Here is a 25,323-nt window from a genome sequence, read left to right as displayed (position 1 = left end):
ATGGGCGCCTCCTCCCTTGGCGTTTGTGCGGAATCCTCCCCGTTGCGCAGCAATGGGGAGGGGGACCGCCGCGAAGCGGTGGTGGAGGGGGCGAAGGCGCGCGGGTTCCCCCTCCGTCAGTCGCGGCGCGACTGCCACCTCCCCATCGCTTCGCGACAGGGAGGATTTAGGGTCAGAACCGGTCGGCGTTCATCACTTTCGCCCACGCCGCCACGAAGTCGTCCACGAACTTCTGCTTCGCATCGTCCGAGGCGTAGACCTCCGACACCGCGCGCAGTTCGGAGTTCGACCCGAACGCCAGATCCACCGGGCTCGCGGTCCAGCGCAGCTTGCCGGTCTTGCGGTCCTTGCCGTCATAGAGCCCCGGCGCCGCGCTCTTCGACCAGACCGTGTCCATCGAAAGCAGGTTGACGAAAAAGGCATTGTCGAGACTGCCCGGCGTCGCGGTGAAGACCCCCGCGCTCGACTTGCCGGCATTGGCGCCCAGCGCGCGCATGCCGCCCACCAGCACCGTCATCTCCGGCACCGTCAGGTTCAGGGCGTCGGCCTTGTCGACCAGCGCGGCGGCCGGGTCGAGCCGGTAGTCGGCCGTGTAGAAGTTGCGGAAACCGTCGGCCTTGGGTTCGAGGTACGCGAACGATGCCACGTCGGTCTGGTCCTGCGCCGCATCGACGCGGCCCGGCGCGAAGGGCACCTTCACCGGATAGCCCGCCTTGCTGGCCGCCTGTTCGACACCGGCATTGCCTGCCAGTACGATGAGGTCGGCCATCGACACCGCTTTTCCGGACTTCGCGAAGTCGGCCTGCACCGCCGTCAGCTTCGCCAGCACCTTGGCCAGTTCGGCCGGATCGTTGACCGCCCAGCCGCGCTGCGGGTCCAGCCGCAGGCGTCCGCCATTGGCGCCGCCGCGCATGTCGGTGCCCCGGAAGGTCGAAGCCGAGGCCCAGGCCGTGCGCACCAGTTCGGGCGTCGTCAGGCCGGAGGCGAGCACCTTGGCTTTCAGCGCGCTCTGGTCCGCTTCGCCCAGGGGTGCGAAGCTCGCCTGCGGCAGCGGGTCCTGCCACGAGAATGTCTGGTTCGGAACGTCCTTGCCCAGATAGCGGGCCTGCGGGCCGAGGTCGCGGTGTGTCAGCTTGAACCACGCGCGGGCGAAGGCCTGCGCGAATTCCTCGGGATTCTCGTGCCAGCGCTGCGCGATCTTGAGGAATTCGGGGTCCTGCTTGATCGCGATGTCGGTGGTGAACATGATCGGCGCGTGGGTCTTGCCCTTGATGTGCGCGTCCGGGACCATGTTGGCGGCCGCCGGGTCGGTGGGAATCCACTGCGTCGCGCCCGCGGGGCTCTTGGTCTTCACCCACTCCATGCCGAGCAGGTTGTCGAGGTACTGCGAGGTGAACTTGATCGGGTTCGCCGACCATGCCCCTTCGAGGCCGCTGGTGATGGCATCCTCGGCATTGCCCTTGCCGCACGTGTTCTCCCAGCCGAGGCCTTGCTTCTCGGTTCCGGCGGAGGAGGGATCGGCGCCCATGCATTTGTTCGGGTCATGCGCGCCGTGCGCCTTGCCGAAGGTGTGGCCGCCCGCGATCAGCGCCAGCGTCTCCTCGTCGTTCATCGCCATGTTGCCGAAGGCGCGGCGGATGTCGGCGGCGGCGGAGATCGGATCGTGGTTGCCGTTCGGGCCTTCCGGGTTGACGTAGATGAGCCCCATCTGCGTCGCGGCGAGCGGACCCTTGAGGTTGCCCTTCGCGTCGCGGCGCTTGTCGGTCATCATCTTGGTTTCCGGCCCCCAGAACACAAGGTCCGGCTGCCATGCGTCGATGCGGCCGCCCGCGAAGCCGATGGTCTTGAAGCCCATGTCCTCCAGCGCGACGTTGCCGGTCAGCACCATGAGGTCGCCCCATGACAGCTTGCGGCCGTACTTCTGCTTGATCGGCCAGACGAGGCGGCGGGCCTTGTCGAGACTGACGTTGTCGGGCCACGAATTCAGCGGCTCGAAGCGTTGTTCGCCGCCGTCCGAACCGCCGCGCCCGTCGCCGACGCGGTAGGTGCCCGCGCTGTGCCAGGCCATGCGGATGAAGAACGGGCCGTAGTGTCCGTAGTCGGCGGGCCACCACGATTGCGAGGTGGTCAGCACCTTGCGGATGTCCGCCTTGACCGCGTCGAGGTCGAGCGTGGCGAACTCCTTCGCATAGTCGTAATCGGCGCCGTAGGGGTTGGACTGCGCCTCGTGCTGGCGCAGCGCGGCGAGGTCGAGGGTGCTGGGCCACCAGTCCTTGTTGGACATGCCGCCGGGCTTGGTGCCGGCGGGAGGGGCGGGCTGTTCGGTGACCGTCTCCGCCTCGGTCGCGGCCTTGTTCGGCTTGGCCTGTTCGGCGGCCGACGCGGGCGCTGCGATCGCGCAGCACGCGGCGCCGAGCATCAGCGCGAGCATGCGGTTTCCAGGGGTGTTCATGGCCTCTCTCCTCCTGTTGCTTTGGCCCTTGCAAGGGCGGGCAGAGGGTACGCCCCGGGGGACGGGACCGTTAGTGCGCTTCGTCGATGAGAGTGATCGGGCAGGGCGATCAAAATCGAAAGGTTAAGCGAGCCGCGCGATTTGTTGCCGCTCCATCGCCGGGGCGTTGCGCGCGGGCGGCTCTGGAAACGCGAGGCGAGCTGGCCTAATAGACAATCCTGTTGAATAGCGCGCATGGGAGAGACCGCGTGACCGAACCGGAGGCCTACGAGCCCAGCCGTCTGACCGCAGCGGACATGGACGCCGAAGTGCTCGCCACGTATCCGACCGAGGCGTTTCTCTCGAAGGACTACCTCGCCGCGGAGAAGACGCTGCTGTGGCCCAAGGTCTGGCAGATGGTCGAGCGCGAGAGCGACCTTCCGAACCCCGGCGACTGGCTGACTTACGACGTCGCCGACGAATCCGTGATCGTGCTGCGCAAGGACGACGGTTCGCTCAAAGCGTTCCACAACGTCTGCCCGCACCGGGGACGCCAGCTCGTCTCGGTGCCGGACATGCTGCCGGGGAAGGTGCATGATGTCCGGGGCTCGAACCGGCGCAACTTCATCTGCGGCTTCCACGGCTGGACCTTCGATCTGGAGGGCCAGAACACCTACATCCTCGACCCGCAGGACTGGCAGAACAAGCTGACGGCAGAGATGATCTGCCTGTCCGAAGTCCAGGTCGATACCTGGGGCGGCTACATCTACATCACGATGGACCCCGACGCCGTGCCGCTGGCCGAGTGGATGGGCCGTGCGGGGGAAATCCTCTCGCACTTCCAGCTGGAGAAGATGCACTACAAGTGGCGCCAGTGGGCGATCTACGACTGCAACTGGAAGACCGCGATCGAGGCGTTCCTCGAACCCTACCACGTCGCGGGCACGCATACGCAGCTGCTGGCCTATGGCGATTACTACGCGCTCAGCCGCCAGTACGGGCTGCACTCGGTCTCCAGCTACGACACGCGCGATGCCAAGTTCGAGATGAGCGAGAGCGCCGGCACCACCCGCGCCGGCAAGGGCGACGATCCGCGCGTTTCCACCTACGAGCTGATCCGCGAGAACTACGAGACGGTGAACTATTCCGCCTCCACCGAGACGCTGGTGAACGCCGCCGCTCGCCTCCAGATCGAGCTTCCGGAGGACGCCACCCCGCAGGAATGCATCGCCCACTGGCTGAAATCCGCCAAGGCCGACGACGCCGCGCGCGGGGTGATCTGGCCCGAGGTTCCGCCCGAGATCAAGAAGGAAGGCGGCCTCGCCTGGGGCCTGTTCCCCAACCAGAACATCCTCCACGGCGAGACCTTCGCGCTGTGCTACCGCGTGCGCCCCTACAAGGACGATCCGGACAAGTGCGTGTTCGAAAGCTACGCCCTCGAACGCTTCCCGGAAGGGGAGGCGCCGCAGACCGAGTGGACCTATGCCGACCCCATCGGCGAGAACTGGGGATCGGTGCTGGCGCAGGACTTCTCCAACATGCAGTTCGTGCAGAAGGGCATGAAGTCCAGCGGCTTTCGCGGACCCTTGCCCAACCCGCACCAGGAGCAGAAGGTCATCAACCTCCACCGCAACCTGGCGAACTTCATGGGCGGGCGAGGGGCGCCGACCAAGCTGGACGTCTGGCCCCGGAACTGAGCTGCATACTCGGGAGTTTTACGAGGGTTAACGGGCGCGCCGTCCATTTTTGACGCGCCTCCTCGAAAGGCTCGTCCATGAACACGAAGATCCTCGCCCTGGCCCTTGCCGGTTCCACCGTGGCGCTCAGCGCCTGCGCCACGGACGGCTATGGCGGCGGCTATGGCTACAGCTCGGTCGGCTGGGGCACGCCTTACGCCTATGACGGCTATTACGACGGGTACTACGGCCCGATCCACGACGGCTACTGGGGCAGCGACGACTACTTCTACTACCGCAACAACGACCGCGACCACCGCTACCGCCGGGGCGACCGCAACCACATCATGCGCGCGCCCCCGCAGGGCCAGCACAACTACCAGCCGTTCCGGGGCGAGATGCGCCCGCAGCAGGGCATGAAGATGCCGATGTGGCGCGGCGGCGGCGATCATGATGGCGGCGGGCGCGGCGACGGCCGCCGACCGGGCCGCGGCCGCCGCTGAGGCGGCTCAGCCGTCCTCTTCCCGCGTGCGCCGTGCCTCGATGGTACGGCGCAGCTGCTCCAGCTTGGCGTCGATCACCGCGCGCGTCTCTTCCACGGTGGGCATCTGCGCCTCGATATCGCGCCGCACCCGCTCGTAGAGCGGCGAGCCCGGCCGCGCGTCCTGCGTAGGCGGCGCGGCGTAGCGCTCCGGCATGCGCTGGCGCAGCAGGAACAGCATGAGCGCGGTGTCGTGGCGGGTATAAGTGGCGACCACCTTGCCCTGGCTCGCCACCGGGCGTTCCTCGCCCAGGATCGCGCGTTCGAGCGCGCAGTCCTGCAGCCGCAGCATGCCCCGGTCAACCGCCTTGTCCCAAGCGGCCGAGAACCCTTCGGCGCCCTTCATCAGCCGCAGCTTGTAGAGCGCCTCGAGGCTCGCCCCGATCGCGCGGGCCGCCTGCGTGACGATCCCGCTGGCGGCGAGCGCGGCGATGAACATGCGCTGCCGGTCGGGCGTGATCGAGTTGCGGCGCGGACGGCTGTGCAGATAGGGCGCGAAGCCGAGCAGCGGATCGTCCGCCTCGGGCAAGTCCTCGAAGAAGGCCATGGCCGAAGTGCGCCGCGAAGGCCGCACCGACCGGCACCCCACCCGTTCCTCCCCGAGCTTGCTTCGGGGAGGGGGACCGCCGACGCAGTCGGTGGTGGAGGGGGAAGACCGCGCGCGAGATCGCCCGGCCTCACCGCCGGGCGCGCTATCGTCAGAAGATTTCACGCTGCTGCGCGTAGAAGCGGAGGATGTGCCGCCGCGCCGGCGTTCGGGATGTGCCGGGGGCGTGGAGGATCGGTCCGTCATAAGGCGTGGAACTCCATGGGGTGTTGGAGTGGATGCCCCTCATGGCGGACCTATGTATCGCGGGCCGGGGTATGTAGGAAAATGGTTTGTGAAGAGAATTAACCTGCAGATCTTCTAGTCAGCGATTTGGCTCTAGCTTTCCTAGCTTTGAGCAAACGCCGCCTGCGTCGTGAAGTTTTTATTTTGTAATAAATTGAAAGAAATGGTCCGAATTTCGTTCTGTCCCATTCCTGTTTTAAAACTTTTCTTGACAATATAAGGCATTTTGTCATTTTGCGATCGTCGATAGTGCTTTGAATTAATAAAACGTCCTTTAGCGCTTTATCCAGCCTTCGGTGATCGATTTCTTTAAAATTAAGCCTTAAAACTATTTGTCTGTACACGGCCATCGCGCTGTCTCGGCGTTCTCTAAGTTTATTCTTAGTTTCCGTGTCTTTTGCTGAGGCAGAAGCGCCAAATTTCTCAACGCAATGGAAAAACTCTGCGATATCTTTTCTGAGGGCATCTACCCAAGCCTGCCGAAGTTGAGAAATTGAATTCCAACGAGATATAGCGGCCGCAACGATGCTGCCGATTCCTAGTGCGGCGAAAAAAGCTATTGCTAGGCTTAAGCTACCCACAGGCTGTGGTTGATGGCCTGTGTTAGTATGAGGCGTTTGGCAATTTTGGATTATGCTTTCGTTGTGCAGATATTTTTGAGTTGTATCACGTGAAGCGTTCGGGGACCGGGTGATCGAGTCCGATTTTGATTCCAGCCCTCTCTGCGCGGAGGCGAACGTATCCTCGGACGACGTTTTCGTTGAAGCTGTACCAGCCTTGTTTGCTGCCATTGAGGACATTTCCGTGACTATCCTGCTTGAGCTTGTTCATTCTTTGATAGAATTGCTCTTTGCTTAGCCGTTTACGTTCGGACCGTTGTTCCATAATTGGAACGTAAGACTGGTCGTAAATGTCGCTAACTTGCCTTACTAACAACTTTCCATCTGCAACTGCCCACAATACCTCTTCATAATCTTCTGAATTGCCGTGCTTCTGCGTTGCCATGTCGTAGGCTTGCTTCAGAGATGTTTGGGATTCTTCAATTGCGGCTTTAATGCCGCGGTCGTAGTGGTCAGAAGATATTTTCGTCACTAATCTATCATCGTCGAATATTTCCCAGAATATTTTTTCACCGATAAGGTGAATGTAATATGGGTATCCGTCGCTAATCTGCCCGATGCGAACGATGCTATTCCGATCGAATTCGATGCCAAAGTGGCTCAATGCGGACTGAAGTATCTTCCAGCGCGCATCGTGAGGAATTTTTTCTAACTCTATAGTCGAAAGATATCGGTCCGTAGAAAGATGAACGCCGATCAATTCTTCAAGTGATTTTCCGATTCCACAAATGAATAGTCTTAGTTTTATCTCTTGATCGGAAAGCTGCTTTATCAAATCTGCTACAAATTTTTTGACTTTATCGTCAGAAATTTGATCGAATTCATCAATTATAACAACTGTCGGTTTGCTTAATTCAGACGTTTCCGACTTTATGGTAAGTATCGCATCATTTATGTTGCGAATTGCAGGGGGTGCTATCAGTGGTGGTGTTTCGATTGACTTTGTAAGGTCAATTTGGCCTTCTGTTTGGAGGCGCTTAGTTTTGTGAATCTCTCGGCAAATTGCCTCAACCAGTTCTTCTGACTGGGTTTCTGCTTGGCAGGCGACGATTGGAAGTTCGGACATGAGGTCCAAATGAATCTGTGCCGCTGTCTTCGCTAGCGACGTTTTTCCAACGCCCCTATCACCAAAAATGAATACGTGCTTTCCGGGCGAATCTATTGCGCGCTTTATGAGCCGTAGTTTTGTGTCTCGGCCAAAAAGATGGTCGGCTTTTGAAACCGGTTGGGCTGGTGTGAAGTACCTGCTCAACGCCTCCGCGAACCCTGAATCGTCATATCCATTAAGCATGTAGGCGATTTACCCTAGCCATTAGGTGTTCCGCCAGTGCTGTGAAAAAATTCTTGTCGCGTTATGGCGTGTGTCATTCCTTGACCCCATCCCCCCAATCCCCTAAAGGCGCGCATCCCTCGCGGGCTTGCTCGCGGTGGATATACAGAGCTGAACATTGCCGTTCCGGCGCGTTTCTCGCAGCTTTTCCGTGGCTTTCGGGCCTCGGCAGGGCAGGGAAGCACGGACCGCTCCCTTCATCCGAATCGGGTGAGGGTGCGTCCCTCGGGCGGGCGGCAAAGTAATCCGGCAGCGCTCATCGGCGGCCGGGTGGAGTGTTTTTCGGCTCACGGGTGCGGCCTTCCTCGTTTGCAACGAGGGGGCGGAGCAAACCGATGGCGGTCCCAGTCCCCCAAGTTTTCTTGGCGCTGGGATGACGGCCTCGCGGTTTCCTTCCTGCATCGCGTGATCGTCTACTCTTCTCCCGTCATCGCTGCAGCAGCCCTCCCGGCCCGGTGACCACCGGGGTGCGACGGGTCGATACCGATGGTTTCGGTGTCGATCCATCGCACTCCCATTTGAAAGAAGAGTATAGATGCCCACTATCAACCAGCTGGTCCGCAAGGGCCGCGAACCGCAGAAGGCCAAGTCCAAGGTTCCTGCGATGGAGCAGAACCCGCAGAAGCGCGGCGTCTGCACCCGCGTCTACACGACCACCCCGAAGAAGCCGAACTCGGCACTTCGCAAGGTCGCCAAGGTGCGTCTGACCAACAGCCGCGAAGTCATTTCGTACATCCCGGGTGAAGGCCACAACCTGCAGGAGCACTCGGTCGTGCTCATCCGCGGCGGCCGCGTCCGCGATCTTCCCGGCGTTCGCTACCACATCCTGCGCGGCGTGCTCGACACCCAGGGCGTCAAGGATCGCAAGCAGAGCCGCTCGAAGTACGGCGCCAAGCGTCCGAAGTAAGTCACTCGCAAGGTACGCGGCGGGGCACCCGTCATCCCAGCGAAAGCTGGGACCGCCGGCAGCCTGAAGCGACCTAGCAGTACAAACCTACCGAGCGCCCAGTGAGGCCAGCGGTCCCGGATCAAGTCCGGGATGACGGCTGAAGACCTCCGCTACGCTCCGGACCATTTGGAGTTTAAAAAATGTCACGTCGTCGTCGTCCCGAGAAGCGGGAAATCCTGCCTGATCCCAAGTTCGGGGATCTCATCCTGTCCAAGTTCATGAACAACCTCATGTACGACGGCAAGAAGTCGGTCGCCGAAGCGATCGTCTACGGTGCCATGGAAACCATGGAAACCCGCGCCAAGTCGGACCCGATCCAGCTGTTCCACGACGCCCTCAACAACGTCGCGCCGCAGATCGAAGTGCGTTCGCGCCGCGTCGGCGGTGCGACCTACCAGGTCCCCGTCGAGGTTCGTCCCGAGCGTGCGCAGGCTCTCGCCATCCGCTGGCTGATCACCGCCGCGCGCAACCGTCCCGAGACCACCATGTCGGCACGCCTCTCGGGCGAGCTGCTGGACGCCTCGAACAACCGCGGCAACGCGGTCAAGAAGCGCGAAGACACGCACCGCATGGCGGACGCGAACCGCGCCTTCTCGCACTACCGCTGGTAATGTGCTGAGTGTGCGCCCGGATGAGTTGGTCATTCGGGCGTCACACTTTTATTTCAGGGGGCGAGGGTCTATCTGAAGGCCGCTCTCGCTCCCGAAACCCTCGCTAAGGATTCTCCCATGGCACGCAGCCATCCGCTGAATATGTACCGTAACATCGGTATCATGGCGCACATCGACGCTGGCAAGACCACGACGACCGAGCGCATCCTCTACTACACCGGCAAGTCCTACAAGATCGGCGAAGTCCACGACGGCGCTGCGACCATGGACTGGATGGAGCAGGAGCAGGAACGCGGCATCACGATCACCTCGGCTGCCACCACCTGCTTCTGGACCGCAGAGGGCCAGGAATACCGCATCAACATCATCGACACCCCGGGCCACGTCGACTTCACCATCGAAGTCGAACGCTCGCTGCGCGTGCTCGACGGTGCGGTGGCATGCTTCGACGGCGTTGCCGGCGTGGAGCCGCAGTCGGAAACCGTATGGCGCCAGGCCGACAAGTACGGCGTACCGCGTATGTGCTTCATCAATAAGCTGGACCGTACCGGCGCGAACTTCAAGTATTGCGTCCAGTCGATCATCGATCGTCTTGGTGCTACTCCGGCCGTGCTTTACATTCCTATTGGTCTGGAAGCCGACCTCAAGGGTCTCGTTGACTTGGTGCACAACCGCGCGATCGTCTGGAAGGACGAGTCGCTTGGTGCCGAATTCTTCTACGAAGAGATTCCGGCCGAGCTGGCTGACGAAGCCGCCGAGTACCGCATGAAGCTCATCGAACTCGCCGTCGAGCAGGACGACGAGGCGATGGAAGCGTATCTCGAAGGCAACGAGCCCGACGTCGCGACGCTCAAGAAGCTGATCCGCAAGGGTACGCTGGGCCATGCGTTCGTGCCGGTCGTCTGCGGTTCGGCGTTCAAGAACAAGGGCGTTCAGCCCCTGCTCGACGCCGTCGTCGACTACCTGCCTTCGCCGCTCGACATTGAAGACGTCCAGGGCGTCAAGGTCGACAGCGACGAGCCTGACAGCCGCCCGCCGGCCGACGACGCGCCGTTCTCGGCTCTCGCGTTCAAGGTCATGAACGACCCGTTCGTGGGCTCGCTCACCTTCGCTCGCATCTATTCGGGTACGCTCTCGAAGGGCACGTACCTGAACTCGGTGAAGCAGAAGAAGGAAAAGGTCGGCCGCATCCTCGAGATGCACGCCAACGAGCGTAAGGACATCGACGAGGCCTTCGCAGGCGACATCGTTGCTCTTGCCGGCATGAAGGAAACCACCACGGGCGACACGCTCTGCGCCGAACGCGCGCCGATCGTTCTCGAACGCATGGAATTCCCCGAGCCGGTCATCGAACTGTCGGTGGAACCCAAGACCAAGGCCGACCAGGAGAAGATGGGCATCGCGCTCAACCGTCTCTCGGCCGAGGATCCCTCGTTCCGCGTCTCGACCGACCACGAGTCGGGCCAGACCATCATCAAGGGCATGGGTGAACTTCACCTCGACATCATTGTCGACCGCATGCGCCGCGAGTTCAAGGTTGAAGCCAACGTCGGTGCGCCGCAGGTGGCTTACCGCGAATACCTCGGCAAGGCTGTGGACGTGGACTACACCCACAAGAAGCAGTCGGGCGGTACGGGTCAGTTCGGCCGCGTGAAGGTCAAGGTCACGCCGGGCGAGCGCGGTGCGGGCATCACCTTCAAGGACGAGATCAAGGGCGGTAACATTCCGAAGGAATATATCCCCGCGATCGAAAAGGGCATGCGCGAAACCGCTGCCTCGGGCTCGCTGGTCGGCTTCCCGATCATCGACTTCGAAATCGTCCTCTACGACGGTTCGTACCACGACGTCGACTCGAGCGCCCTGGCGTTCGAAATCGCCGGTCGCGGTGCCATGCGTGAAGTCGCCCAGAAGGCCGGCATCAAGCTGCTTGAGCCGATCATGAAGGTCGAGGTCGTGACCCCGGAAGAGTTCATGGGCGACGTCATCGGCGACCTCAACTCGCGTCGTGGCCAGATCCAGGGCACCGACAGCCGTGGTAACGCACAGGTCGTGGAGGCGAACACGCCGCTCGCGAACATGTTCGGCTACGTGAACTCGCTGCGCTCCTTCACCCAGGGCCGCGCGAACTACTCGATGATCTTCTCCCACTATGACGAAGTCCCGGCGAACGTCGCGGCCGAAGTCAAGGAGAAGCTCGCCTAAGGGCGGGCGGGATCAAGCATACTCTTGCCTGACGGCAGGATTGGTTATAGGGGCGGCGCCTGCATCCGCGGGCTCCGCTCCGATACCCCGCAGATTCGAAATCAAGACGAAAGAAGGTTTGAAAGATGGCCAAGGCTAAATTTGAGCGGAACAAGCCGCACTGCAACATCGGCACCATCGGTCACGTCGACCACGGCAAGACCACGCTGACCGCCGCGATCACCAAGGTGATGGCTGAAGCGTTCGGCGGCACCGCCGTTGACTTCGCGAACATCGACAAGGCTCCCGAAGAGCGCGAGCGCGGCATCACCATCTCGACCGCACACGTCGAGTACGAGACCGACGCCCGCCACTACGCGCACGTCGACTGCCCGGGTCACGCTGACTACGTCAAGAACATGATCACCGGTGCCGCCCAGATGGACGGCGCGATCCTCGTCGTGAACGCTGCTGACGGCCCGATGCCGCAGACCCGCGAGCACATCCTGCTCGCCCGCCAGGTCGGCGTGCCGCAGCTGGTCGTGTACATGAACAAGGTCGACCAGGTCGACGACGAAGAACTGCTTGAGCTGGTCGAACTCGAAGTTCGCGAACTGCTCTCGTCGTACGACTTCGACGGCGACAACATCCCCGTCGTCAAGGGTTCGGCTCTGGCCGCTCTCGAAGGCCGCGACGACAACATCGGCAAGGAATCGATCCTTGAGCTGATGAAGGCCGTCGACGACTTCATCCCGCAGCCGCCCCGCCCGACCGACAAGCCCTTCCTGATGCCCGTCGAAGACGTGTTCTCTATCTCGGGCCGTGGTACGGTTGTGACCGGCCGCGTCGAGACCGGCATCGTCAAGGTTGGTGAGGAAGTCGAAGTCGTCGGCATCCGCAACACCCAGAAGACCACCGTTACCGGCGTCGAAATGTTCCGCAAGCTGCTCGACCAGGGTGAAGCCGGCGACAACATCGGCGCGCTGGTTCGCGGTCTGAAGCGTGAAGACGTCGAGCGCGGCCAGGTTCTGGCCAAGCCGGGCACCGTGACCCCGCACACCGAGTTCTCGGCAGAAGTCTACGTTCTGTCGAAGGACGAAGGCGGCCGTCACACCCCGTTCTTCGCGAACTACCGTCCGCAGTTCTACTTCCGCACCACCGACGTGACCGGCGAAGTGATCCTCCCCGAGGGCACCGAGATGGTCATGCCGGGCGACAACGTCTCGCTGTCGGTCAAGCTGATCGCTCCGATCGCCATGGACGAAGGTCTGCGCTTCGCAATCCGCGAAGGCGGCCGCACCGTCGGCTCGGGCGTCGTTGCCTCGATCACGAAGTAATTCGTCGATCGGCCAACAACGGCTGAAGTGATTGGCCCGGCGTCTCGAAAGAGACGCCGGGCTTTTCGCGTTTATGGGATGCTTCGTCTCGTCATTGCGAGCGTAGCGAAGCATTCCAGGGCGGTGCAGCACTGCCCTGGAATGCTTCGCTACGCTCGCAATGACGAAAGGGGAGGGCGCTCCGACGGTGCGGCTCAGGGCTGCCGCAGTTCGCCCTGTGCGATCTTCCACGCATCCGAACCCTTGGGCGCTTCGGGAATGGACTTGAGGTCGATGTAATAGACGGGCTCCGGCACTTTGCCGAACGGTATGGTGATGCACGGGCCAAGGCAGCCCGGGATGTTCCACAGGTCCGGCGGATGCAGCGCCCCTGTGCGCGTGCTCTCGTCGACGGATTTCGATGCGGGAACCCGCTCGCTGGAGCCGTCGCCGCCGTGGGAGCAGACGACGATCGTGCCGTCGTTGCCGCCATTGCTGGCGCGGGCTGCGTCGCGGCAGGCATCGTCTATCGGGCCGCCCCTTGGATCGGGTATGCCGACGTGGGCCGTGAGAACGTCGGTGTCGTCGAGATCGATGGGAATTTCGCTTCCGGTGGGGCCGTAGGCAGAGCCTGCGGCGGCAGCGGGCGCGGAAGCAAGGCAAGCGAGGGTCAGCGCGGCAAGCACGCTGGAAATTGTCGTGGTAGTGGAGGGCATTGGCAGCGGCTTCTGTTAGGCGTCGCGATGCCAACCTAGGGAGTGGATCGGGCGCAGGGAAGGGGCGATGCGACGAACTGCGCCGCGTACCGCCGAAAACCTGCCGATCCGCGTAAAATCAGGGCTTGCCCGACTCGCACTTGGCGTGTAGGGGCGCGGTTCGAATTTGACGGGACTTCGGTCCTATGGCTCTTTCTCATCGGTAGGTTATGGAAGCTCAGAACATCCGCATTCGCCTGAAGGCGTTTGACCATCGCGTTCTCGACCAGGCAACTGGCGAAATCGCTGACACGGCACGTCGTACCGGCGCGCTGATTCGTGGGCCCATTCCCCTGCCGACCAAGATCGAGAAGTTCACGGTCAACCGTGGTCCGCACATCGACAAGAAGTCGCGTGAGCAGTTCGAAGTCCGCACCTACAAGCGTCTGCTTGATATCGTGCAGCCGAACGCCGCTACCGTCGACGCTCTGATGAAGCTGGACCTCGCGGCCGGCGTGAACGTCGAGATCAAGCTGGCCTGAAGCCGGTTTAACGGGGTGATCTGAAAAGGTCGCCCCGATGGTCCTTTCCGATCGGACCCTAACTAGATCGAGGACTATCTTGTCGGCTTCGCTAGCCGGCTTTGCGGGGAGAAACCCGCAGAGACAGCGCCCTGAGGGAAAAGCCCGAAGGGACACAAGGGATACCTCCGGCGGCGCCTTCGGGTTTCGTTCGGGAATGCGTCCCCCGTCTCGCTTCCGTCAGTCCTTCGGGGCTTGCAGGGAGCACCTGACCCGGACGGGGTTCGTATCACACACAGGGTTGGACATGCGTGCGGGGGATGGTCCTGCGTACGCCTCTGTAAGGAGTAAGGTCATGCGTACCGGCGTGATCGCAAAGAAAGTCGGGATGACCCGCCTGTTCCAGGAGGACGGTCGCCACGTGCCCGTCACCGTCCTGGCGCTGGAGGATTGCCAGGTCGTCTCAGTCCGTACCGAAGAACGTGACGGCTACGTCGCCGTTCAGCTCGGTGCCGGCGAAGCGAAGCAGAAGAACGTTGCCAAGCCGCAGCGCGAACACTTCGCCAAGGCTCAGGTTCCCCTCAAGATGCGCGTCGCGGAATTCCGCGTCGCCGACGACGCCCTCCTCGAGGTTGGCGCGACGATTGCGGCTTCGCACTTCGTCCCGGGCCAGCTCGTCGACGTGGGCGGCCACACCCAGGGTAAGGGCTTCCAGGGCGCTATGAAGCGCTGGGGCTTCGGCGGTATGCGCGCCACCCACGGTGTGTCGATCTCGCACCGTGCGCACGGTTCGACGGGTAACCGTCAGGATCCGGGCAAGGTGTTCAAGAACAAGAAGATGGCCGGCCACATGGGCGACCGTCAGCGCACCCAGCAGAACCTCGAAGTCGTCCGCGTGGACGATGAGCGCGGCCTGATCTTCGTCAAGGGCTCGGTCCCGGGCGCGAAGAACTCGTGGCTGACCGTTGCGGACGCCGTCAAGGTCGACCGTCACGGCGAGGCTCCGTACCCCGCCGGCATCAAGTCGGTTGGCAACACCAACGACACGGCCGCTGCCGACACGCCTGCTGAAACCGCGGCGCCCGAAGCGACCGAAGGCCAGGAGGGCTAATCATGAAGGTTCAGGTCCTCAACATCGACGGTTCGACCGCCAACGGCGACATCGAGCTTTCGGACGACGTGTTCGGCCTCGAGCCGCGCGCGGACATCCTGCACCGCGTCGTCACCTGGCAGCTCGAGAACCGTCGCGGCATCGCCCGCGCGACCCGCGAGCGTTCGGAAGTCGCGCGCACCGGCAAGAAGTTCGGCAACCAGAAGGGTGGTGGTACCGCTCGTCACGGCGACCGCGCTGCTCCGGTGTTCATCGGCGGTGGTAAGGCTCACGGTGCCCGTCGCCGCGAGTTCAACATCTCGCTCAACAAGAAGATCCGTGCGCTCGGTCTGAAGATGGCCCTCTCGGCCAAGGCTCAGAACGGCCTCGTGATCGTCGACTCGCTCGACGTCGCCGACGCCAAGACCAAGGCTCTGGCCGGTCAGCTCGCCAAGGCGAACTTCGGCAAGAAGGTTCTCGTCATGGACGGCGATCAGGTCAACGAGGGCTTCGCCCTGGCGGCCCGCAACATCGTCGGCGTGAACGTTCTCCCGGCTGTCGGCGCGAACGTCTACGACATCCTGAAGCATGATACGCTGGTGCTGACGCGCGCCGCTGTCGAGAAGCTGGAGGCGCGTTTCAATGGCTAAGTCCGTCGACATTCGTCACTATGACGTGATCGTCGCCCCGCACATCACCGAGAAGTCGACCCTGCTTTCCGAGCAGAACGCAGTCGTCTTCAAGGTGGCCGACAAGGCGACCAAGCCCGAGATCAAGGCTGCCGTCGAGGCAATCTTCGATGTCAAGGTGACCGGCGTGAACACGCTCGTCGTCAAGGGCAAGACCAAGCGCTGGCGCGGTAAGGCTTACCGTCGCAGCGACGTGAAGAAGGCGATCGTCACGCTGGCCGAAGGCCAGTCGATTGACATCACCGAAGGCGCGCGGGGTTAATTTCCGATGGCACTCAAGCATTACAACCCGACCAGCCCCGCACGCCGCGGCCTGGTCCTCGTCGACAAGTCGTCGCTCTGGAAGGGCAAGCCCCTCAAGGCGCTGACCGAAGGCAAGTGCAAGACCGGCGGCCGCAACAACAAGGGTCACGTGACCTCGCGCGGCATCGCTGGCGGCCACAAGCAGAAGTACCGCTTCATCGACTTCAAGCGTCGCAAGTGGGACATGGAAGCCACCGTGGAGCGGATCGAGTACGATCCCAACCGCACCGCGTTCATCGCGCTGGTGAAGTACACGGACGGCGAACTGACCTACATCATCGCGCCGCAGCGTCTGGCAGTCGGTGACGTCATCGTCGCCGGCGAGAAGACCGACGTGAAGCCGGGCAACGCCATGCTTCTGTCGCAGATGCCGGTCGGCACGATCTGCCACAACGTCGAGATGAAGCCCGAAAAGGGCGGCCAGATCGCACGTTCGGCAGGGACCTATGTCCAGGTCGTCGGTCGTGACCGCGGCATGGTCATCGTCCGCCTGAACTCGGGCGAGCAGCGCTACCTGCGCGGCGATTGCATGGGCACGGTTGGCGCGGTCTCGAACCCCGACAACTCGAACCAGACCCTCGCCAAGGCCGGTCGCGGTCGCTGGCTGGGCCGTCGTCCGCTTACCCGCGGCGTCGCCAAGAACCCGGTCGACCACCCGCACGGTGGTGGTGAAGGCCGTACCTCGGGTGGTCGTCACCCGGTTACGCCCTGGGGCAAGCCGACCAAGGGTGCCCGCACCCGCAACAACAAGCAGACGGACAAGCTCATCATCCGTTCGCGTCACGCCAAGAAGAAGAGGTAAGTCACGATGGCACGTTCCGTCTGGAAAGGCCCCTTCGTCGACCTCTACCTTCTCAAGAAGGCCGAAGTCGCGCAGGATGCCGGCAGCCGCGCTGGTCCGATCAAGACCTGGTCGCGTCGCTCCACCATTCTCCCGCAGTTCGTTGGTCTCACCTTCCAGGTGTACAACGGGCACAAGTTCATTCCCGTTGCGGTCAACGAGGACATGGTCGGTCACAAGCTGGGTGAGTTCGCTCCCACCCGCTCGTTCCCCGGCCACGCCGCCGACAAGAAGGGCAAGCGCAAGTGAGCAAGCAAGCAGCACCCCGCCGCGTAGGTGACAAGGAAGCTCTTGCGGTCAACACGAACATTCGTGGTTCGGCCCAGAAGCTCAACCTTGTCGCTGCCCTGATCCGCGGCATGCGCGCGGAAGACGCGATGAACGTCCTGGCCTTCTCCAAGAAGGCCATGGCGGTCGACGCCCGCAAGGTTCTCGCCTCGGCGATCGCCAACGCGGAAAACAACCACAACCTCGACGTCGACGCTCTCGTCGTCGCCGAGGCGTCGGTCGGCAAGTCGGTGACCATGAAGCGTTTCCACGCTCGTGGTCGCGGCAAGTCCACGCGCATCCTGAAGCCGTTTTCGCGCCTGCGGATCGTCGTTCGCGAAGTCGAGGAGGCCTGATCCATGGGTCATAAGAGCAATCCGATCGGTCTGCGCCTGCAGATCAACCGTACCTGGGACAGCCGTTGGTTCGCCGAAGGCCGGGACTATGGCAAGCTGCTTGAGGAAGACCTCAAGATTCGCAAGTTCATCATCGAGACCCTGCCGCAGGCTGCGATCTCGAAGGTGGTGATCGAGCGTCCGGCCAAGCTGTGCCGCATCTCGATCTTCGCTGCCCGTCCCGGTGTCATCATCGGCAAGAAGGGCGCGGACATCGAGAAGCTGCGCAAGCAGCTGGCCGCGATGACCTCGAGCGAAGTGAAGCTGAACATCGTCGAAATCCGCAAGCCGGAAGTCGACGCCAAGCTGATCGCCCAGGGTATCGCCGACCAGCTGATCCGCCGCGTGGCGTTCCGCCGTGCGATGAAGCGCGCGATGCAGTCCGCCATGCGTCTGGGTGCCGAAGGCATCAAGATCATGTGCGGTGGCCGTCTCGGCGGCGCTGAAATCGCCCGTCTGGAGCAGTACCGCGAAGGTCGCGTTCCGCTTCACACGCTGCGTGCGAACATCGACTATGCCGCTGCCGAGGCGCTGACCGCCTACGGTATCATCGGCATCAAGGTGTGGGTCTTCAAGGGCGAGATCCTTGGTCACGACCCGATGGCGCAGGATCGACTGATGATGGAGGCTCAGACCTCCGGCGTCCGTCCGGCCCGCTGAGTCTAGGATAGAGTTAGCACCATGCTGCAACCGAAAAAGACCAAGTTCCGCAAGGCCTTCAAGGGCCGGATCAAGGGCGACGCCAAGGGTGGCACCGACCTGAACTTCGGTTCCTACGGCCTCAAGGCCATGGAGCCCGAGCGGATCACCGCCCGCCAGATCGAAGCGGCCCGCCGCGCGATCACGCGTCACCTCAAGCGCCAGGGTCGTCTCTGGATCCGCGTTTTCCCGGACGTGCCGGTTTCGAAGAAGCCTGCCGAAGTCCGTCAGGGTAAGGGCAAGGGTTCGGTCGAATACTGGGCGGCCCGCGTCAAGCCCGGCCGTATCCTGTTCGAAGTGGACGGTGTTGCCGGCCAGCTCGCCGCCGAGGCTTTCAGCCGCGCCGCGATGAAGCTGCCGATCAAGACCAAGGTCGTCGCCCGCCTCGGTGACACCTCGCACCTGGGAGGCGAATAATGGCCAAGACCGAAGATCTTCGCGCCAAGACCGACGACCAGCTCACCGCTGACCTCGTCGATCTCAAGCGCGAGCAGTTCAACCTGCGTTTCCAGGCTGCTACGAGCCAGCTCGAAGCCCCGGCACGCATCAAGGAAGTCCGTCGCGACATCGCCCGCATCAAGACGCTCCAGGCTGAGCGTTCCGCCGCGGCGAAGGCGTAAGGAGAAACACGATGCCCAAGCGTATTCTTAGCGGGACTATCGTCTCCGACAAGACGGACAAGACCGTGACCGTGCTCGTCGAGCGCAAGGTGAAGCACCCCCTCTACGGGAAGATCATCCGCCGCTCGAAGAAGTACCACGCCCACGACGAGGACAACGCCTTCAAGACCGGCGAGAAAGTCCGGATCGAGGAGACGGCGCCTTACTCGAAGACCAAGACCTGGAAGGTTCTTGACCGTCTTCAGGCGAGCAAGGGTACGGCACTCGAAGCCGAGGTTTGATCCTCCGCTGAGATCGAAGCCGGGGCTGCAAGGTCCCGGCTTTGGCCTTACCTGACACAAGTGTTGACCTTCGCGGGTGAATGCGGCAAAGGGCCGCCTTCGCCCGCGCAGGGCGACTCGGGCCTCTTCGGGGGCCTGTCTTTTTAGGAACTGCCGGACTGGTTCCGGCAAGCCAGATGAGAAGGACTCGGATCGATGATCCAGATGCAATCCAATCTCGACGTGGCGGACAACAGCGGCGCGAAGCGCGTCCAGTGCATCAAGGTACTGGGTGGCTCCAAGCGTCGTTTCGCCGGCGTCGGCGACATCATCGTGGTGTCGATCAAGGAGGCGCAGCCCCGCGCTCGCGTCAAGAAGGGCGACGTTCACCGTGCTGTGATCGTGCGCACCCGCAAGGACGTGCGCCGCACGGACGGCAGCGTGATCCGCTTCGACAGCAATGCTGCCGTGCTGATCAACAAGAACGAGGAGCCGATCGGCACCCGTATCTTCGGCCCCGTGGTGCGCGAACTGCGCGGCCGTGGCTTCATGAAGATCATCTCGCTCGCGCCGGAGGTGCTGTAATGGCCGCCGCTAAGATCAAGAAGGGTGACTCCGTCGTCGTCCTGTCCGGCAAGGACAAGGGCCGCACCGGCACCGTGCTGCAGGTTCAGCCCAAGGACGGCAAGGTTGTCGTCGAAGGCGTGAACGTTGCCACCAAGCACCGCAAGCCCACCCAGCAGAACCCGCAGGGCGGCATCGACCGCGTTCCCGCGCCGATGCACATCAGCAAGGTCGCTGTTGCGGACAAGGACGGCAAGCCGACCCGCGTTCGCTTCGAAATCAAGGACGGCGTCAAGGTCCGCGTGGCCGTGAAGTCCGGGGAGACGATCGATGGCTGAGCAGTACACTCCGCGTCTGCGCACTAAGTTCGACGCTGAAATCGCGAAGGCGATGACCGAGAAGTTCGGTTACAAGAACGTGATGGAAATCCCGAAGATCGAGAAGATCACGCTCAACATGGGCGTCGGTGAAGCCAGCCAGGACAAGAAGAAGGTCCAGACTGCCGCTGCCGAGATGGAACTCATCGCCGGTCAGAAGCCCGTCATCACCAAGGCCCGCAAGTCGATCGCCCAGTTCAAGCTGCGCGAAGGCATGCCGATCGGCTGCAAGGTGACGCTCCGCCGCGAGCGCATGTACGAGTTCCTGGATCGTCTCGTCACGATCGCGATGCCCCGCATCCGCGACTTCCGTGGCCTGAACCCCAAGTCGTTCGACGGCCGTGGCAACTACGCCATGGGCCTGAAGGAGCAGATCATCTTCCCGGAGATCAGCTACGACAAGATCGACAAGGTTCGTGGCATGGACATCATCGTGACCACCACCGCGAAGACCGACGACGAAGCGCGCGAGCTGCTGCGTCTGTTCGGTTTCCCGTTCCCGGCTGAAGAGTCGGAACAGCAGGAGGCGGCGTGAGCCGCTGAGGAAGAGAGCTTAAGTCCATGGCGAAACTGAGTTCCGTGAACAAGAATGAGCGTCGCAAGAAGCTCGTCAAGAAGTATGCAGGCAAGTACGAGCGCCTCAAGGCGGTCGCTGACGATCAGTCGCTCGATGAAACCGAGCGTCTCATTGCTCGCCTGAAGCTGGCCGAGATCCCGCGCAACGCAAACCCCACCCGGGTTCGCAACCGTTGCGCCACGACCGGCCGTCCGCGCGGTTATTACCGCAAGTTCGGCCTGTGCCGCGTCGAGCTGCGTGATCTTGCCAACAAGGGCATGATCCCCGGCGTGACCAAGTCGAGCTGGTAAGGGTTAGAAGCAATGGCATTGACCGATCCCCTGGGTGATATGCTCACCCGCATCCGCAACGGCCAGCAGGCGAAGAAGGACTCCGTCCTCTCGCCGGCCTCGAAGCTGCGTGCGCGCGTCCTGGAAGTTCTCCAGCGTGAAGGCTACATCCGTGGCTTCTCCGACGACGCCACCGGCGCCCACCCGCAGCTGCGCATCGAGCTGAAGTACTTCGAAGGCGAAGCCGCCATCAAGCACATCGCTCGTGTCTCCAAGCCCGGCCGCCGCGTCTACTCGGGTTCCAAGGAACTCCCGGTCGTTCGCAACGGTCTCGGCATCACCATCGTCTCGACGCCTCGCGGCGTGCTCTCGGATGCCGAAGCACGTGCACAGAACGTCGGCGGCGAAGTGCTGGCGGAGGTGTTCTAATGAGCCGCATCGGTAAGAAGCCGGTGGCCGTTCCCAACGGCGTCACCGCCAACATCGACAACGGTGTTCTCTCGGTAAAGGGCCCCAAGGGCACCCTGACCCTGGGTCTGTCGGACCTCGTCACCTACTCGGTGGACGACGGTGCGATCGCCGTGCAGCCCATCGGCCAGTCGAAGCAGTCGCGCAGCCACTGGGGCCTTCAGCGCACCCTCGTGTCGAACCTGATCGAAGGCGTCACCAACGGCTTCACCAAGATCCTCGACATCAAGGGCGTCGGCTACCGTGCCGCTTCGCAGGGCAAGACCCTGAAGCTGCAGCTCGGCTACTCGCACGACGTCGACATCGCCGTGCCGGAAGGCATTGAGGTCAAGACCCCGGATAACACCACGGTCGAAATCTCGGGCATCGACAAGCAGAAGGTCGGCCAGCTTGCGGCCGAAATTCGCCGCTGGCGCAAGCCTGAGCCCTACAAGGGCAAGGGTATCGCCTACCGCGGTGAGTACATCTTCCGCAAGGAAGGGAAGAAGAAGTAATGGCAAAGCTGTCTCTCTTCGATCGCCGCGCGCGCCGCGTTCGCACCGCGCTCAAGGCCCGTTCGGGTGGTCGTCCCCGTCTGTCGGTGCACCGCACCGGCCGTCACATCTATGCGCAGATCATCGACGATGCGCAGGGCCACACCGTCGCTGCAGCCAACACGCTGGGCGCCAAGGGCACCGACCTCGACGCCGCGACCCGCGTTGGCAAGGAACTCGCCGAGGCCGCCAAGAAGGCGGGTGTTACCTCGGTCGTGTTCGACCGCGGTGGCTTCCTGTATCACGGCCGCGTCAAGGCGCTTGCCGAAGCCGCCCGTGAAGGCGGGCTGGAGTTCTGATCATGGCTGACGAAAACAACAACACGCAGCCGGTTTCGGCTGAAGCACCCCAGGGCGGCGCGCCGTTCGAGGGTAACCGCGAAGGCGGCCGTGGTCGTGGCGGCCGTGGCCGTGGCGGCAACGATCGCGGTGGTGAGCGCGGTGGCCGTGGCGGCCGTCGTGACGACCGTCGCGGCAACCGCAACGCCGACGAGGAGCAGGGTGAAGAGCTGATCGAAAAGCTCGTTCACATCAACCGCGTCTCCAAGACCGTCAAGGGCGGTAAGCGCTTCGGCTTCGCCGCGCTCGTCGTCGTCGGTGACGGCAAGGGCCGCGTGGGCTTCGGTCACTCGAAGGCCCGCGAAGTTCCCGAGGCGATCACCAAGGCGACTGCCTCGGCCAAGAAGAAGATGATCCGCGTCGCGCTGAAGGAGGGTCGTACCCTCCATCACGACGGCAAGGGCCACTTCGGCGCCGGCAAGGTGAACGTGCGTACGGCTCCGGCCGGTACGGGCATCATCGCCGGTGGTCCGATGCGCGCCGTGTTCGAGAGCCTGGGCGTCGCTGACGTCGTCACCAAGTCGGTGGGCACCTCGAACCCGTACAACATGATCCGCGCCACCTTCGACGCGCTGACCACGCAGACTTCGCCGAAGTCGGTGGCCCAGCGTCGTGGCAAGAAGATCGCCGACCTGCTTGGTCGCGGTGGTGCTACCGAGGTAGAGGCCGAGGCCGCTGCCGAAGCCATCGTGGAGTAAGCATCATGGCGAAGATCAAGATCCAGCAGATCGGTTCGCCGATCCGTCGCCCCGAGAGCCAGAAGAAGATCCTCATCGGTCTCGGCCTCGGCAAGATGCACCGTATCGTGGAGCGCGAAGACACCGCCGAAGTGCGCGGTGCCATCGCCAAGCTGCCGCACATGGTGAAGATCGTCGACTGAACCTTCACAGGTTCACGTTGAACGAGACAGAAGGGCCTCGGTGGAAACACCGGGGCCTTTTTGCGTGGGTGGCCGGCCCTTCGACAAGCTCAGGGTGACCCTTCGACAGGCTCAGGGAGAGCGGGGCTAAGTGCAAACCTCCCAATTCCGCTCAGGCTGAGCTTGTCGAAGCCCCAGGGGCATGGTGGGCCTTCCCGCAAGTAATGCTCTTCCAACAGCGCGCGGCTATGCTATTCGCGCCAGCTTCATCGGCGCCGTGAGGCGCCACGGATTCCAATCGGGGACAGGTCTTGATCGGCAAGCGGCTTCTGAGGGCCACCATCCTGTGCATGGGCGCGCTGACGACGGCCGCGTGCTCGGACGACGCGCCCAAGGGCAATCTCGGTGTCGAGGGCGCCTCGGTAACCCAATGCGGCGACCTGCGTGCGGATACCGCGTTCCTGGACAAGCTGCGCAAGGGTGACCGCTCGCTGCGCCGCAGGCTGAAGGACGGTAGCGCCAACGCCGTGGCGGAGGCACACAAGGCGCTCGACATGGGCGACTTTCGCCTGATTGCCGCGACCACGCCGACCGGCATCTCCACCGAGGCTTACGGCGTACAGTGCCGCATGCTTGGCGGCCTTTCGCCATGGACCGTGCGCGCGGTGGCCTTCGTGCCGGAGGGCAAGGTCGAGGGCGGGCAGCAGAAGCCCGACGATACCGTCACCGGCTTTGGTCGCCGCTACAACGCCGCGATGCTGGCCGATCCGCGCTATCCTTATGCCGACGTCTGCCGTGCGGTCGACAAGGCCGGGCCGGCGCCGACGATGCCGGACAATCCCGATGCCGGGATCGAACAGCCCTACGGTTTCGCCGAACTGGGCGTCGCGCGCATGGAGCACGGGCTCGGCGCGGCGGCGCGGCGCGGCTCGATCCGGGATATCGGCATCCTGCTGGAGCGCGATCCCAAGGGCATCGACAAGCCCGATCTGTTCGGCCTCACCCCGCTCGCCTGGGCGGTCGCCTACCATCGCTGGCCTGCGGCGCAGGCGCTGCTGCGGGCCAAGGCCGACCCGATCGGCGGGACGTGCCAGACCACCATCGACCGCCAGTCGCCGTTGCAGATCGCGCGCGTGATGCGCTGGTACGGTGTCATCCGCGCGATGCGGCCGCTGGTGACCGAAGAGCAGTTCGCCAGCCTGCGCCAGAAGCCGCGCTGGGATGACGCCAGCCTCGTCGAGTTCAACCATGCGCTCACCGAACTCAAGGAGCGTTACGATACGCAGCTGAAAGCCAAGCCGTTCGGCCGCTACGACCTGAACTTCCAGGTGGACGAGCAGGGCAACACGACAGAGTGCAAGATGGATCCGGCATCCGTCTCGCCCGCGTTCGACAAGGAACTGTGCGGGCTGGCGGTGGAGATCGTGCGCTGGGCGCCTGCGCGCGACGCCTTCGGTACACGGGTGCCGGAGAGGGCGAAGTTGCTGGTGGGCTTCGGCGGCGGCAGCTGAGGCATGTCCTACATGCCGTGATTCATGCGATAGAGGATCGGTGAGGGCGCGCGCTGTCGCCTTCCCCCCTTTTTCCGTCATCCCCGTGAAGGCGGGGACCCATCTGATGTCTTCGCAACAGGCAATGTCAGGAGATGGGTTCCCGCCTGCACGGGAAAGACAGTTATGATGATGAAGATAGCTTCTGAAGCGGAGAAGGGCGTACGCGAAAGGTCACAGGGAATGGGCGCAAGTCATTCACTGTAAAGGAACAATCTCGGGGTTTCACAGGCTCTTCTGTGTAAACCGGGATGTGGGATGACCCGCTCTTCCCGAATCCGGGGTGACAAGCGCGCCCTCATCCGCTAGGGGCGCCGCTTCCTATCAGCGCGACTCAAAGCGAAAGCGAGTGCAGAACATGAAACTGAATGACATCCGTGACAACGCCGGCGCCCGTCACCGCCGCATGCGCGTCGGCCGTGGTATCGGCTCGGGCAAGGGCAAGACCTCGGGACGCGGCCAGAAGGGTGCCAAGGCGCGCTCGGGCGTTTCGATCAACGGCTTCGAGGGTGGGCAGATGCCGCTCCACATGCGCCTGCCGAAGCGCGGCTTCTCGAACAAGAAGTTCGCCAAGGACTTCGCGGAAGTGAACCTGGGCCTGGTCCAGAAGTTCATCGACGCCGGCAAGCTGGACGTCACCGGCGTGGTCGATCACGCGGCGCTCAAGGCCGTCGGCCTGGCCCGTGGCGGCAAGGACGGCGTGCGCCTCCTCGCCAAGGGTGAACTGACCGCCAAGGTCACCTTCAACGTTGCCGGCGCTTCGGCCGGTGCCGTTGCCGCGGTCGAAAAGGCCGGCGGTTCGGTGATCGTTCCCGCCAAGGAAGAGGCTGCGGCCTGATTTCCGGCGCGACACGCTAAGGCATAAGGAGAGGGCGGGCGCCGGGCGCTTCGCCCTCTCTTCCTGTAAGGTGTCGACAAATG

Annotated in this window: 33 protein-coding genes; 28 read left to right on the top strand and 5 right to left on the bottom strand. The window is 63.0% G+C overall.

Annotated features, from left to right (window positions below; all coding sequences use genetic code 11):
- Window positions 1-172: 172 nt before the first annotated feature.
- Window positions 173-2,452 carry a catalase/peroxidase HPI gene (katG, locus tag HWN72_RS12200; RefSeq protein ID WP_211150383.1) on the bottom strand — a complete coding sequence of 760 codons (2,280 nt, stop codon included), beginning with the start codon at window positions 2,450-2,452 and terminating at the stop codon, window positions 173-175.
- Window positions 2,453-2,748: 296 nt separating this feature from the next.
- Here katG and HWN72_RS12195 point away from each other — a divergent pair, with 296 nt between their 5' ends.
- Window positions 2,749-4,128: an aromatic ring-hydroxylating dioxygenase subunit alpha gene (locus HWN72_RS12195; protein WP_248005979.1), complete on the top strand. Its 1,380-nt coding sequence runs from the start codon at window positions 2,749-2,751 to the stop codon at window positions 4,126-4,128.
- A 77-nt stretch (window positions 4,129-4,205) separates the two neighbouring features.
- Window positions 4,206-4,610 (top strand): hypothetical protein, encoded by a 405-nt coding sequence (locus tag HWN72_RS12190; RefSeq protein WP_211150382.1) that lies wholly within the window; start codon window positions 4,206-4,208, stop codon window positions 4,608-4,610.
- Window positions 4,611-4,616: 6 nt separating this feature from the next.
- On the opposite strand, the gene HWN72_RS12185 is transcribed toward HWN72_RS12190, so the two are convergent.
- From HWN72_RS12185 to HWN72_RS12175, 3 genes are all read right to left on the bottom strand, one after another.
- The gene (locus tag HWN72_RS12185; protein ID WP_248005970.1) at window positions 4,617-5,195 is read right to left on the bottom strand and encodes a hypothetical protein; all 579 of its coding nucleotides are present in this window, start codon (window positions 5,193-5,195) and stop codon (window positions 4,617-4,619) included.
- Between the two features lie 344 nt (window positions 5,196-5,539).
- On the bottom strand, window positions 5,540-6,061 hold the full coding sequence (locus HWN72_RS12180) for a hypothetical protein (protein WP_211150380.1): 522 nt from the start codon (window positions 6,059-6,061) through the stop codon (window positions 5,540-5,542).
- Between the two features lie 85 nt (window positions 6,062-6,146).
- A complete protein-coding gene (locus HWN72_RS12175) occupies window positions 6,147-7,391 on the bottom strand; it encodes an AAA family ATPase (protein ID WP_211150379.1) in 1,245 nt (414 codons plus the stop codon).
- A gap of 574 nt (window positions 7,392-7,965) precedes the next feature.
- Between HWN72_RS12175 and rpsL the strand changes: the two genes are divergently transcribed.
- The 4 genes from rpsL (at window position 7,966) to tuf (ending at window position 12,508) form a co-directional block, all read left to right on the top strand.
- Window positions 7,966-8,337 carry a 30S ribosomal protein S12 gene (rpsL, locus tag HWN72_RS12170; RefSeq protein ID WP_007011879.1) on the top strand — a complete coding sequence of 124 codons (372 nt, stop codon included), beginning with the start codon at window positions 7,966-7,968 and terminating at the stop codon, window positions 8,335-8,337.
- A 182-nt stretch (window positions 8,338-8,519) separates the two neighbouring features.
- Window positions 8,520-8,990 (top strand): 30S ribosomal protein S7, encoded by a 471-nt coding sequence (gene rpsG, locus HWN72_RS12165; RefSeq protein WP_008828242.1) that lies wholly within the window; start codon window positions 8,520-8,522, stop codon window positions 8,988-8,990.
- 117 nt (window positions 8,991-9,107) lie between these two features.
- Window positions 9,108-11,192 (top strand): elongation factor G, encoded by a 2,085-nt coding sequence (fusA, locus tag HWN72_RS12160; RefSeq protein WP_008828241.1) that lies wholly within the window; start codon window positions 9,108-9,110, stop codon window positions 11,190-11,192.
- Between the two features lie 125 nt (window positions 11,193-11,317).
- On the top strand, window positions 11,318-12,508 hold the full coding sequence (gene tuf / locus HWN72_RS12155; protein ID WP_008828240.1) for an elongation factor Tu: 1,191 nt from the start codon (window positions 11,318-11,320) through the stop codon (window positions 12,506-12,508).
- Between the two features lie 194 nt (window positions 12,509-12,702).
- Here the strand turns inward: tuf and HWN72_RS12150 are convergent, their stop codons facing one another.
- Window positions 12,703-13,203, bottom strand: a complete 501-nt coding sequence (locus HWN72_RS12150) for a hypothetical protein (RefSeq protein WP_008828239.1) — start codon at window positions 13,201-13,203, stop codon at window positions 12,703-12,705.
- A gap of 209 nt (window positions 13,204-13,412) precedes the next feature.
- On the opposite strand from HWN72_RS12150, the gene rpsJ reads away from it, so the two are divergent.
- From rpsJ to rplO, 22 genes are all read left to right on the top strand, one after another.
- A complete protein-coding gene (rpsJ, locus tag HWN72_RS12145) occupies window positions 13,413-13,724 on the top strand; it encodes a 30S ribosomal protein S10 (RefSeq protein ID WP_007011873.1) in 312 nt (103 codons plus the stop codon).
- A 334-nt stretch (window positions 13,725-14,058) separates the two neighbouring features.
- Complete coding sequence (rplC, locus tag HWN72_RS12140) at window positions 14,059-14,814, top strand: 50S ribosomal protein L3 (RefSeq protein ID WP_008828238.1); 756 nt, start codon at window positions 14,059-14,061, stop codon at window positions 14,812-14,814.
- A gap of 2 nt (window positions 14,815-14,816) precedes the next feature.
- On the top strand, window positions 14,817-15,443 hold the full coding sequence (gene rplD / locus HWN72_RS12135) for a 50S ribosomal protein L4 (protein ID WP_008828237.1): 627 nt from the start codon (window positions 14,817-14,819) through the stop codon (window positions 15,441-15,443).
- Window positions 15,436-15,744 carry a 50S ribosomal protein L23 gene (locus HWN72_RS12130; RefSeq protein WP_008828236.1) on the top strand — a complete coding sequence of 103 codons (309 nt, stop codon included), beginning with the start codon at window positions 15,436-15,438 and terminating at the stop codon, window positions 15,742-15,744. The genes rplD and HWN72_RS12130 overlap by 8 nt, the downstream gene beginning before the upstream one ends.
- A gap of 6 nt (window positions 15,745-15,750) precedes the next feature.
- Window positions 15,751-16,587, top strand: a complete 837-nt coding sequence (gene rplB, locus HWN72_RS12125; protein ID WP_211150378.1) for a 50S ribosomal protein L2 — start codon at window positions 15,751-15,753, stop codon at window positions 16,585-16,587.
- 6 nt (window positions 16,588-16,593) lie between these two features.
- Window positions 16,594-16,875 carry a 30S ribosomal protein S19 gene (gene rpsS, locus HWN72_RS12120; protein WP_008828234.1) on the top strand — a complete coding sequence of 94 codons (282 nt, stop codon included), beginning with the start codon at window positions 16,594-16,596 and terminating at the stop codon, window positions 16,873-16,875.
- Window positions 16,872-17,249 carry a 50S ribosomal protein L22 gene (gene rplV, locus HWN72_RS12115; protein WP_008828233.1) on the top strand — a complete coding sequence of 126 codons (378 nt, stop codon included), beginning with the start codon at window positions 16,872-16,874 and terminating at the stop codon, window positions 17,247-17,249. The genes rpsS and rplV overlap by 4 nt, the downstream gene beginning before the upstream one ends.
- Window positions 17,250-17,252: 3 nt before the next feature.
- Window positions 17,253-17,948 carry a 30S ribosomal protein S3 gene (gene rpsC, locus HWN72_RS12110; RefSeq protein WP_008828232.1) on the top strand — a complete coding sequence of 232 codons (696 nt, stop codon included), beginning with the start codon at window positions 17,253-17,255 and terminating at the stop codon, window positions 17,946-17,948.
- Window positions 17,949-17,969: 21 nt separating this feature from the next.
- The gene (rplP, locus tag HWN72_RS12105) at window positions 17,970-18,404 is read left to right on the top strand and encodes a 50S ribosomal protein L16 (protein ID WP_008828231.1); all 435 of its coding nucleotides are present in this window, start codon (window positions 17,970-17,972) and stop codon (window positions 18,402-18,404) included.
- Complete coding sequence (rpmC, locus tag HWN72_RS12100) at window positions 18,404-18,607, top strand: 50S ribosomal protein L29 (RefSeq protein WP_008828230.1); 204 nt, start codon at window positions 18,404-18,406, stop codon at window positions 18,605-18,607. Before rplP ends, rpmC begins: the two co-directional genes overlap by 1 nt.
- Before the next feature lie 11 nt (window positions 18,608-18,618).
- Window positions 18,619-18,888, top strand: coding sequence for a 30S ribosomal protein S17 (gene rpsQ / locus HWN72_RS12095; RefSeq protein WP_008828229.1), 270 nt, complete (start codon window positions 18,619-18,621; stop codon window positions 18,886-18,888).
- Between the two features lie 195 nt (window positions 18,889-19,083).
- Window positions 19,084-19,452 carry a 50S ribosomal protein L14 gene (gene rplN / locus HWN72_RS12090; protein WP_008828228.1) on the top strand — a complete coding sequence of 123 codons (369 nt, stop codon included), beginning with the start codon at window positions 19,084-19,086 and terminating at the stop codon, window positions 19,450-19,452.
- Window positions 19,452-19,769 carry a 50S ribosomal protein L24 gene (rplX, locus tag HWN72_RS12085; protein ID WP_008828227.1) on the top strand — a complete coding sequence of 106 codons (318 nt, stop codon included), beginning with the start codon at window positions 19,452-19,454 and terminating at the stop codon, window positions 19,767-19,769. Before rplN ends, rplX begins: the two co-directional genes overlap by 1 nt.
- Window positions 19,762-20,343 carry a 50S ribosomal protein L5 gene (gene rplE / locus HWN72_RS12080; RefSeq protein ID WP_008828226.1) on the top strand — a complete coding sequence of 194 codons (582 nt, stop codon included), beginning with the start codon at window positions 19,762-19,764 and terminating at the stop codon, window positions 20,341-20,343. The genes rplX and rplE overlap by 8 nt, the downstream gene beginning before the upstream one ends.
- Before the next feature lie 26 nt (window positions 20,344-20,369).
- Window positions 20,370-20,675: a 30S ribosomal protein S14 gene (gene rpsN / locus HWN72_RS12075; protein ID WP_008828225.1), complete on the top strand. Its 306-nt coding sequence runs from the start codon at window positions 20,370-20,372 to the stop codon at window positions 20,673-20,675.
- Between the two features lie 12 nt (window positions 20,676-20,687).
- Complete coding sequence (gene rpsH / locus HWN72_RS12070) at window positions 20,688-21,083, top strand: 30S ribosomal protein S8 (protein ID WP_008828224.1); 396 nt, start codon at window positions 20,688-20,690, stop codon at window positions 21,081-21,083.
- Complete coding sequence (gene rplF, locus HWN72_RS12065) at window positions 21,083-21,616, top strand: 50S ribosomal protein L6 (RefSeq protein WP_008828223.1); 534 nt, start codon at window positions 21,083-21,085, stop codon at window positions 21,614-21,616. The genes rpsH and rplF overlap by 1 nt, the downstream gene beginning before the upstream one ends.
- Window positions 21,616-21,954 (top strand): 50S ribosomal protein L18, encoded by a 339-nt coding sequence (rplR, locus tag HWN72_RS12060; RefSeq protein ID WP_008828222.1) that lies wholly within the window; start codon window positions 21,616-21,618, stop codon window positions 21,952-21,954. Before rplF ends, rplR begins: the two co-directional genes overlap by 1 nt.
- A gap of 2 nt (window positions 21,955-21,956) precedes the next feature.
- Complete coding sequence (gene rpsE / locus HWN72_RS12055; RefSeq protein ID WP_008828221.1) at window positions 21,957-22,691, top strand: 30S ribosomal protein S5; 735 nt, start codon at window positions 21,957-21,959, stop codon at window positions 22,689-22,691.
- Window positions 22,692-22,696: 5 nt separating this feature from the next.
- On the top strand, window positions 22,697-22,873 hold the full coding sequence (gene rpmD, locus HWN72_RS12050) for a 50S ribosomal protein L30 (protein ID WP_008828220.1): 177 nt from the start codon (window positions 22,697-22,699) through the stop codon (window positions 22,871-22,873).
- A 290-nt stretch (window positions 22,874-23,163) separates the two neighbouring features.
- Window positions 23,164-24,363: an ankyrin repeat domain-containing protein gene (locus tag HWN72_RS12045; protein WP_211150377.1), complete on the top strand. Its 1,200-nt coding sequence runs from the start codon at window positions 23,164-23,166 to the stop codon at window positions 24,361-24,363.
- Between the two features lie 397 nt (window positions 24,364-24,760).
- Window positions 24,761-25,240, top strand: a complete 480-nt coding sequence (gene rplO / locus HWN72_RS12040; RefSeq protein ID WP_008831158.1) for a 50S ribosomal protein L15 — start codon at window positions 24,761-24,763, stop codon at window positions 25,238-25,240.
- Window positions 25,241-25,323 lie beyond the last annotated feature (83 nt).

It is taken from the genome of Novosphingobium sp. HR1a (genome assembly GCF_015594425.1).
GTDB lineage: Bacteria > Pseudomonadota > Alphaproteobacteria > Sphingomonadales > Sphingomonadaceae > Novosphingobium > Novosphingobium resinovorum_A.
The sequence above is the reverse complement of the archived record's forward strand: the minus strand, read 5'-3'. Positions and strand labels throughout refer to the sequence as shown.

Excerpts from the sequence above, each read along its gene's own strand:
- katG (WP_211150383.1), bottom strand. The coding sequence starts at position 2,452 with ATGAACACCCCTGGAAACCGCATGCTCGCGCTGATGCTCGGCGCCGCG.
- HWN72_RS12195 (WP_248005979.1), top strand. The coding sequence starts at position 2,749 with ATGGACGCCGAAGTGCTCGCCACGTATCCGACCGAGGCGTTTCTCTCG.
- HWN72_RS12190 (WP_211150382.1), top strand. The coding sequence starts at position 4,206 with ATGAACACGAAGATCCTCGCCCTGGCCCTTGCCGGTTCCACCGTGGCG.
- HWN72_RS12185 (WP_248005970.1), bottom strand. The coding sequence starts at position 5,195 with ATGGCCTTCTTCGAGGACTTGCCCGAGGCGGACGATCCGCTGCTCGGC.
- HWN72_RS12175 (WP_211150379.1), bottom strand. The coding sequence starts at position 7,391 with ATGCTTAATGGATATGACGATTCAGGGTTCGCGGAGGCGTTGAGCAGG.
- rpsL (WP_007011879.1), top strand. The coding sequence starts at position 7,966 with ATGCCCACTATCAACCAGCTGGTCCGCAAGGGCCGCGAACCGCAGAAG.
- rpsG (WP_008828242.1), top strand. The coding sequence starts at position 8,520 with ATGTCACGTCGTCGTCGTCCCGAGAAGCGGGAAATCCTGCCTGATCCC.
- fusA (WP_008828241.1), top strand. The coding sequence starts at position 9,108 with ATGGCACGCAGCCATCCGCTGAATATGTACCGTAACATCGGTATCATG.
- tuf (WP_008828240.1), top strand. The coding sequence starts at position 11,318 with ATGGCCAAGGCTAAATTTGAGCGGAACAAGCCGCACTGCAACATCGGC.
- HWN72_RS12150 (WP_008828239.1), bottom strand. The coding sequence starts at position 13,203 with ATGCCCTCCACTACCACGACAATTTCCAGCGTGCTTGCCGCGCTGACC.
- rpsJ (WP_007011873.1), top strand. The coding sequence starts at position 13,413 with ATGGAAGCTCAGAACATCCGCATTCGCCTGAAGGCGTTTGACCATCGC.
- rplC (WP_008828238.1), top strand. The coding sequence starts at position 14,059 with ATGCGTACCGGCGTGATCGCAAAGAAAGTCGGGATGACCCGCCTGTTC.
- rplD (WP_008828237.1), top strand. The coding sequence starts at position 14,817 with ATGAAGGTTCAGGTCCTCAACATCGACGGTTCGACCGCCAACGGCGAC.
- HWN72_RS12130 (WP_008828236.1), top strand. The coding sequence starts at position 15,436 with ATGGCTAAGTCCGTCGACATTCGTCACTATGACGTGATCGTCGCCCCG.
- rplB (WP_211150378.1), top strand. The coding sequence starts at position 15,751 with ATGGCACTCAAGCATTACAACCCGACCAGCCCCGCACGCCGCGGCCTG.
- rpsS (WP_008828234.1), top strand. The coding sequence starts at position 16,594 with ATGGCACGTTCCGTCTGGAAAGGCCCCTTCGTCGACCTCTACCTTCTC.
- rpsC (WP_008828232.1), top strand. The coding sequence starts at position 17,253 with ATGGGTCATAAGAGCAATCCGATCGGTCTGCGCCTGCAGATCAACCGT.
- rplP (WP_008828231.1), top strand. The coding sequence starts at position 17,970 with ATGCTGCAACCGAAAAAGACCAAGTTCCGCAAGGCCTTCAAGGGCCGG.
- rpmC (WP_008828230.1), top strand. The coding sequence starts at position 18,404 with ATGGCCAAGACCGAAGATCTTCGCGCCAAGACCGACGACCAGCTCACC.
- rpsQ (WP_008828229.1), top strand. The coding sequence starts at position 18,619 with ATGCCCAAGCGTATTCTTAGCGGGACTATCGTCTCCGACAAGACGGAC.
- rplN (WP_008828228.1), top strand. The coding sequence starts at position 19,084 with ATGATCCAGATGCAATCCAATCTCGACGTGGCGGACAACAGCGGCGCG.
- rplX (WP_008828227.1), top strand. The coding sequence starts at position 19,452 with ATGGCCGCCGCTAAGATCAAGAAGGGTGACTCCGTCGTCGTCCTGTCC.
- rplE (WP_008828226.1), top strand. The coding sequence starts at position 19,762 with ATGGCTGAGCAGTACACTCCGCGTCTGCGCACTAAGTTCGACGCTGAA.
- rpsN (WP_008828225.1), top strand. The coding sequence starts at position 20,370 with ATGGCGAAACTGAGTTCCGTGAACAAGAATGAGCGTCGCAAGAAGCTC.
- rpsH (WP_008828224.1), top strand. The coding sequence starts at position 20,688 with ATGGCATTGACCGATCCCCTGGGTGATATGCTCACCCGCATCCGCAAC.
- rplF (WP_008828223.1), top strand. The coding sequence starts at position 21,083 with ATGAGCCGCATCGGTAAGAAGCCGGTGGCCGTTCCCAACGGCGTCACC.
- rplR (WP_008828222.1), top strand. The coding sequence starts at position 21,616 with ATGGCAAAGCTGTCTCTCTTCGATCGCCGCGCGCGCCGCGTTCGCACC.
- rpsE (WP_008828221.1), top strand. The coding sequence starts at position 21,957 with ATGGCTGACGAAAACAACAACACGCAGCCGGTTTCGGCTGAAGCACCC.
- rpmD (WP_008828220.1), top strand. The coding sequence starts at position 22,697 with ATGGCGAAGATCAAGATCCAGCAGATCGGTTCGCCGATCCGTCGCCCC.
- rplO (WP_008831158.1), top strand. The coding sequence starts at position 24,761 with ATGAAACTGAATGACATCCGTGACAACGCCGGCGCCCGTCACCGCCGC.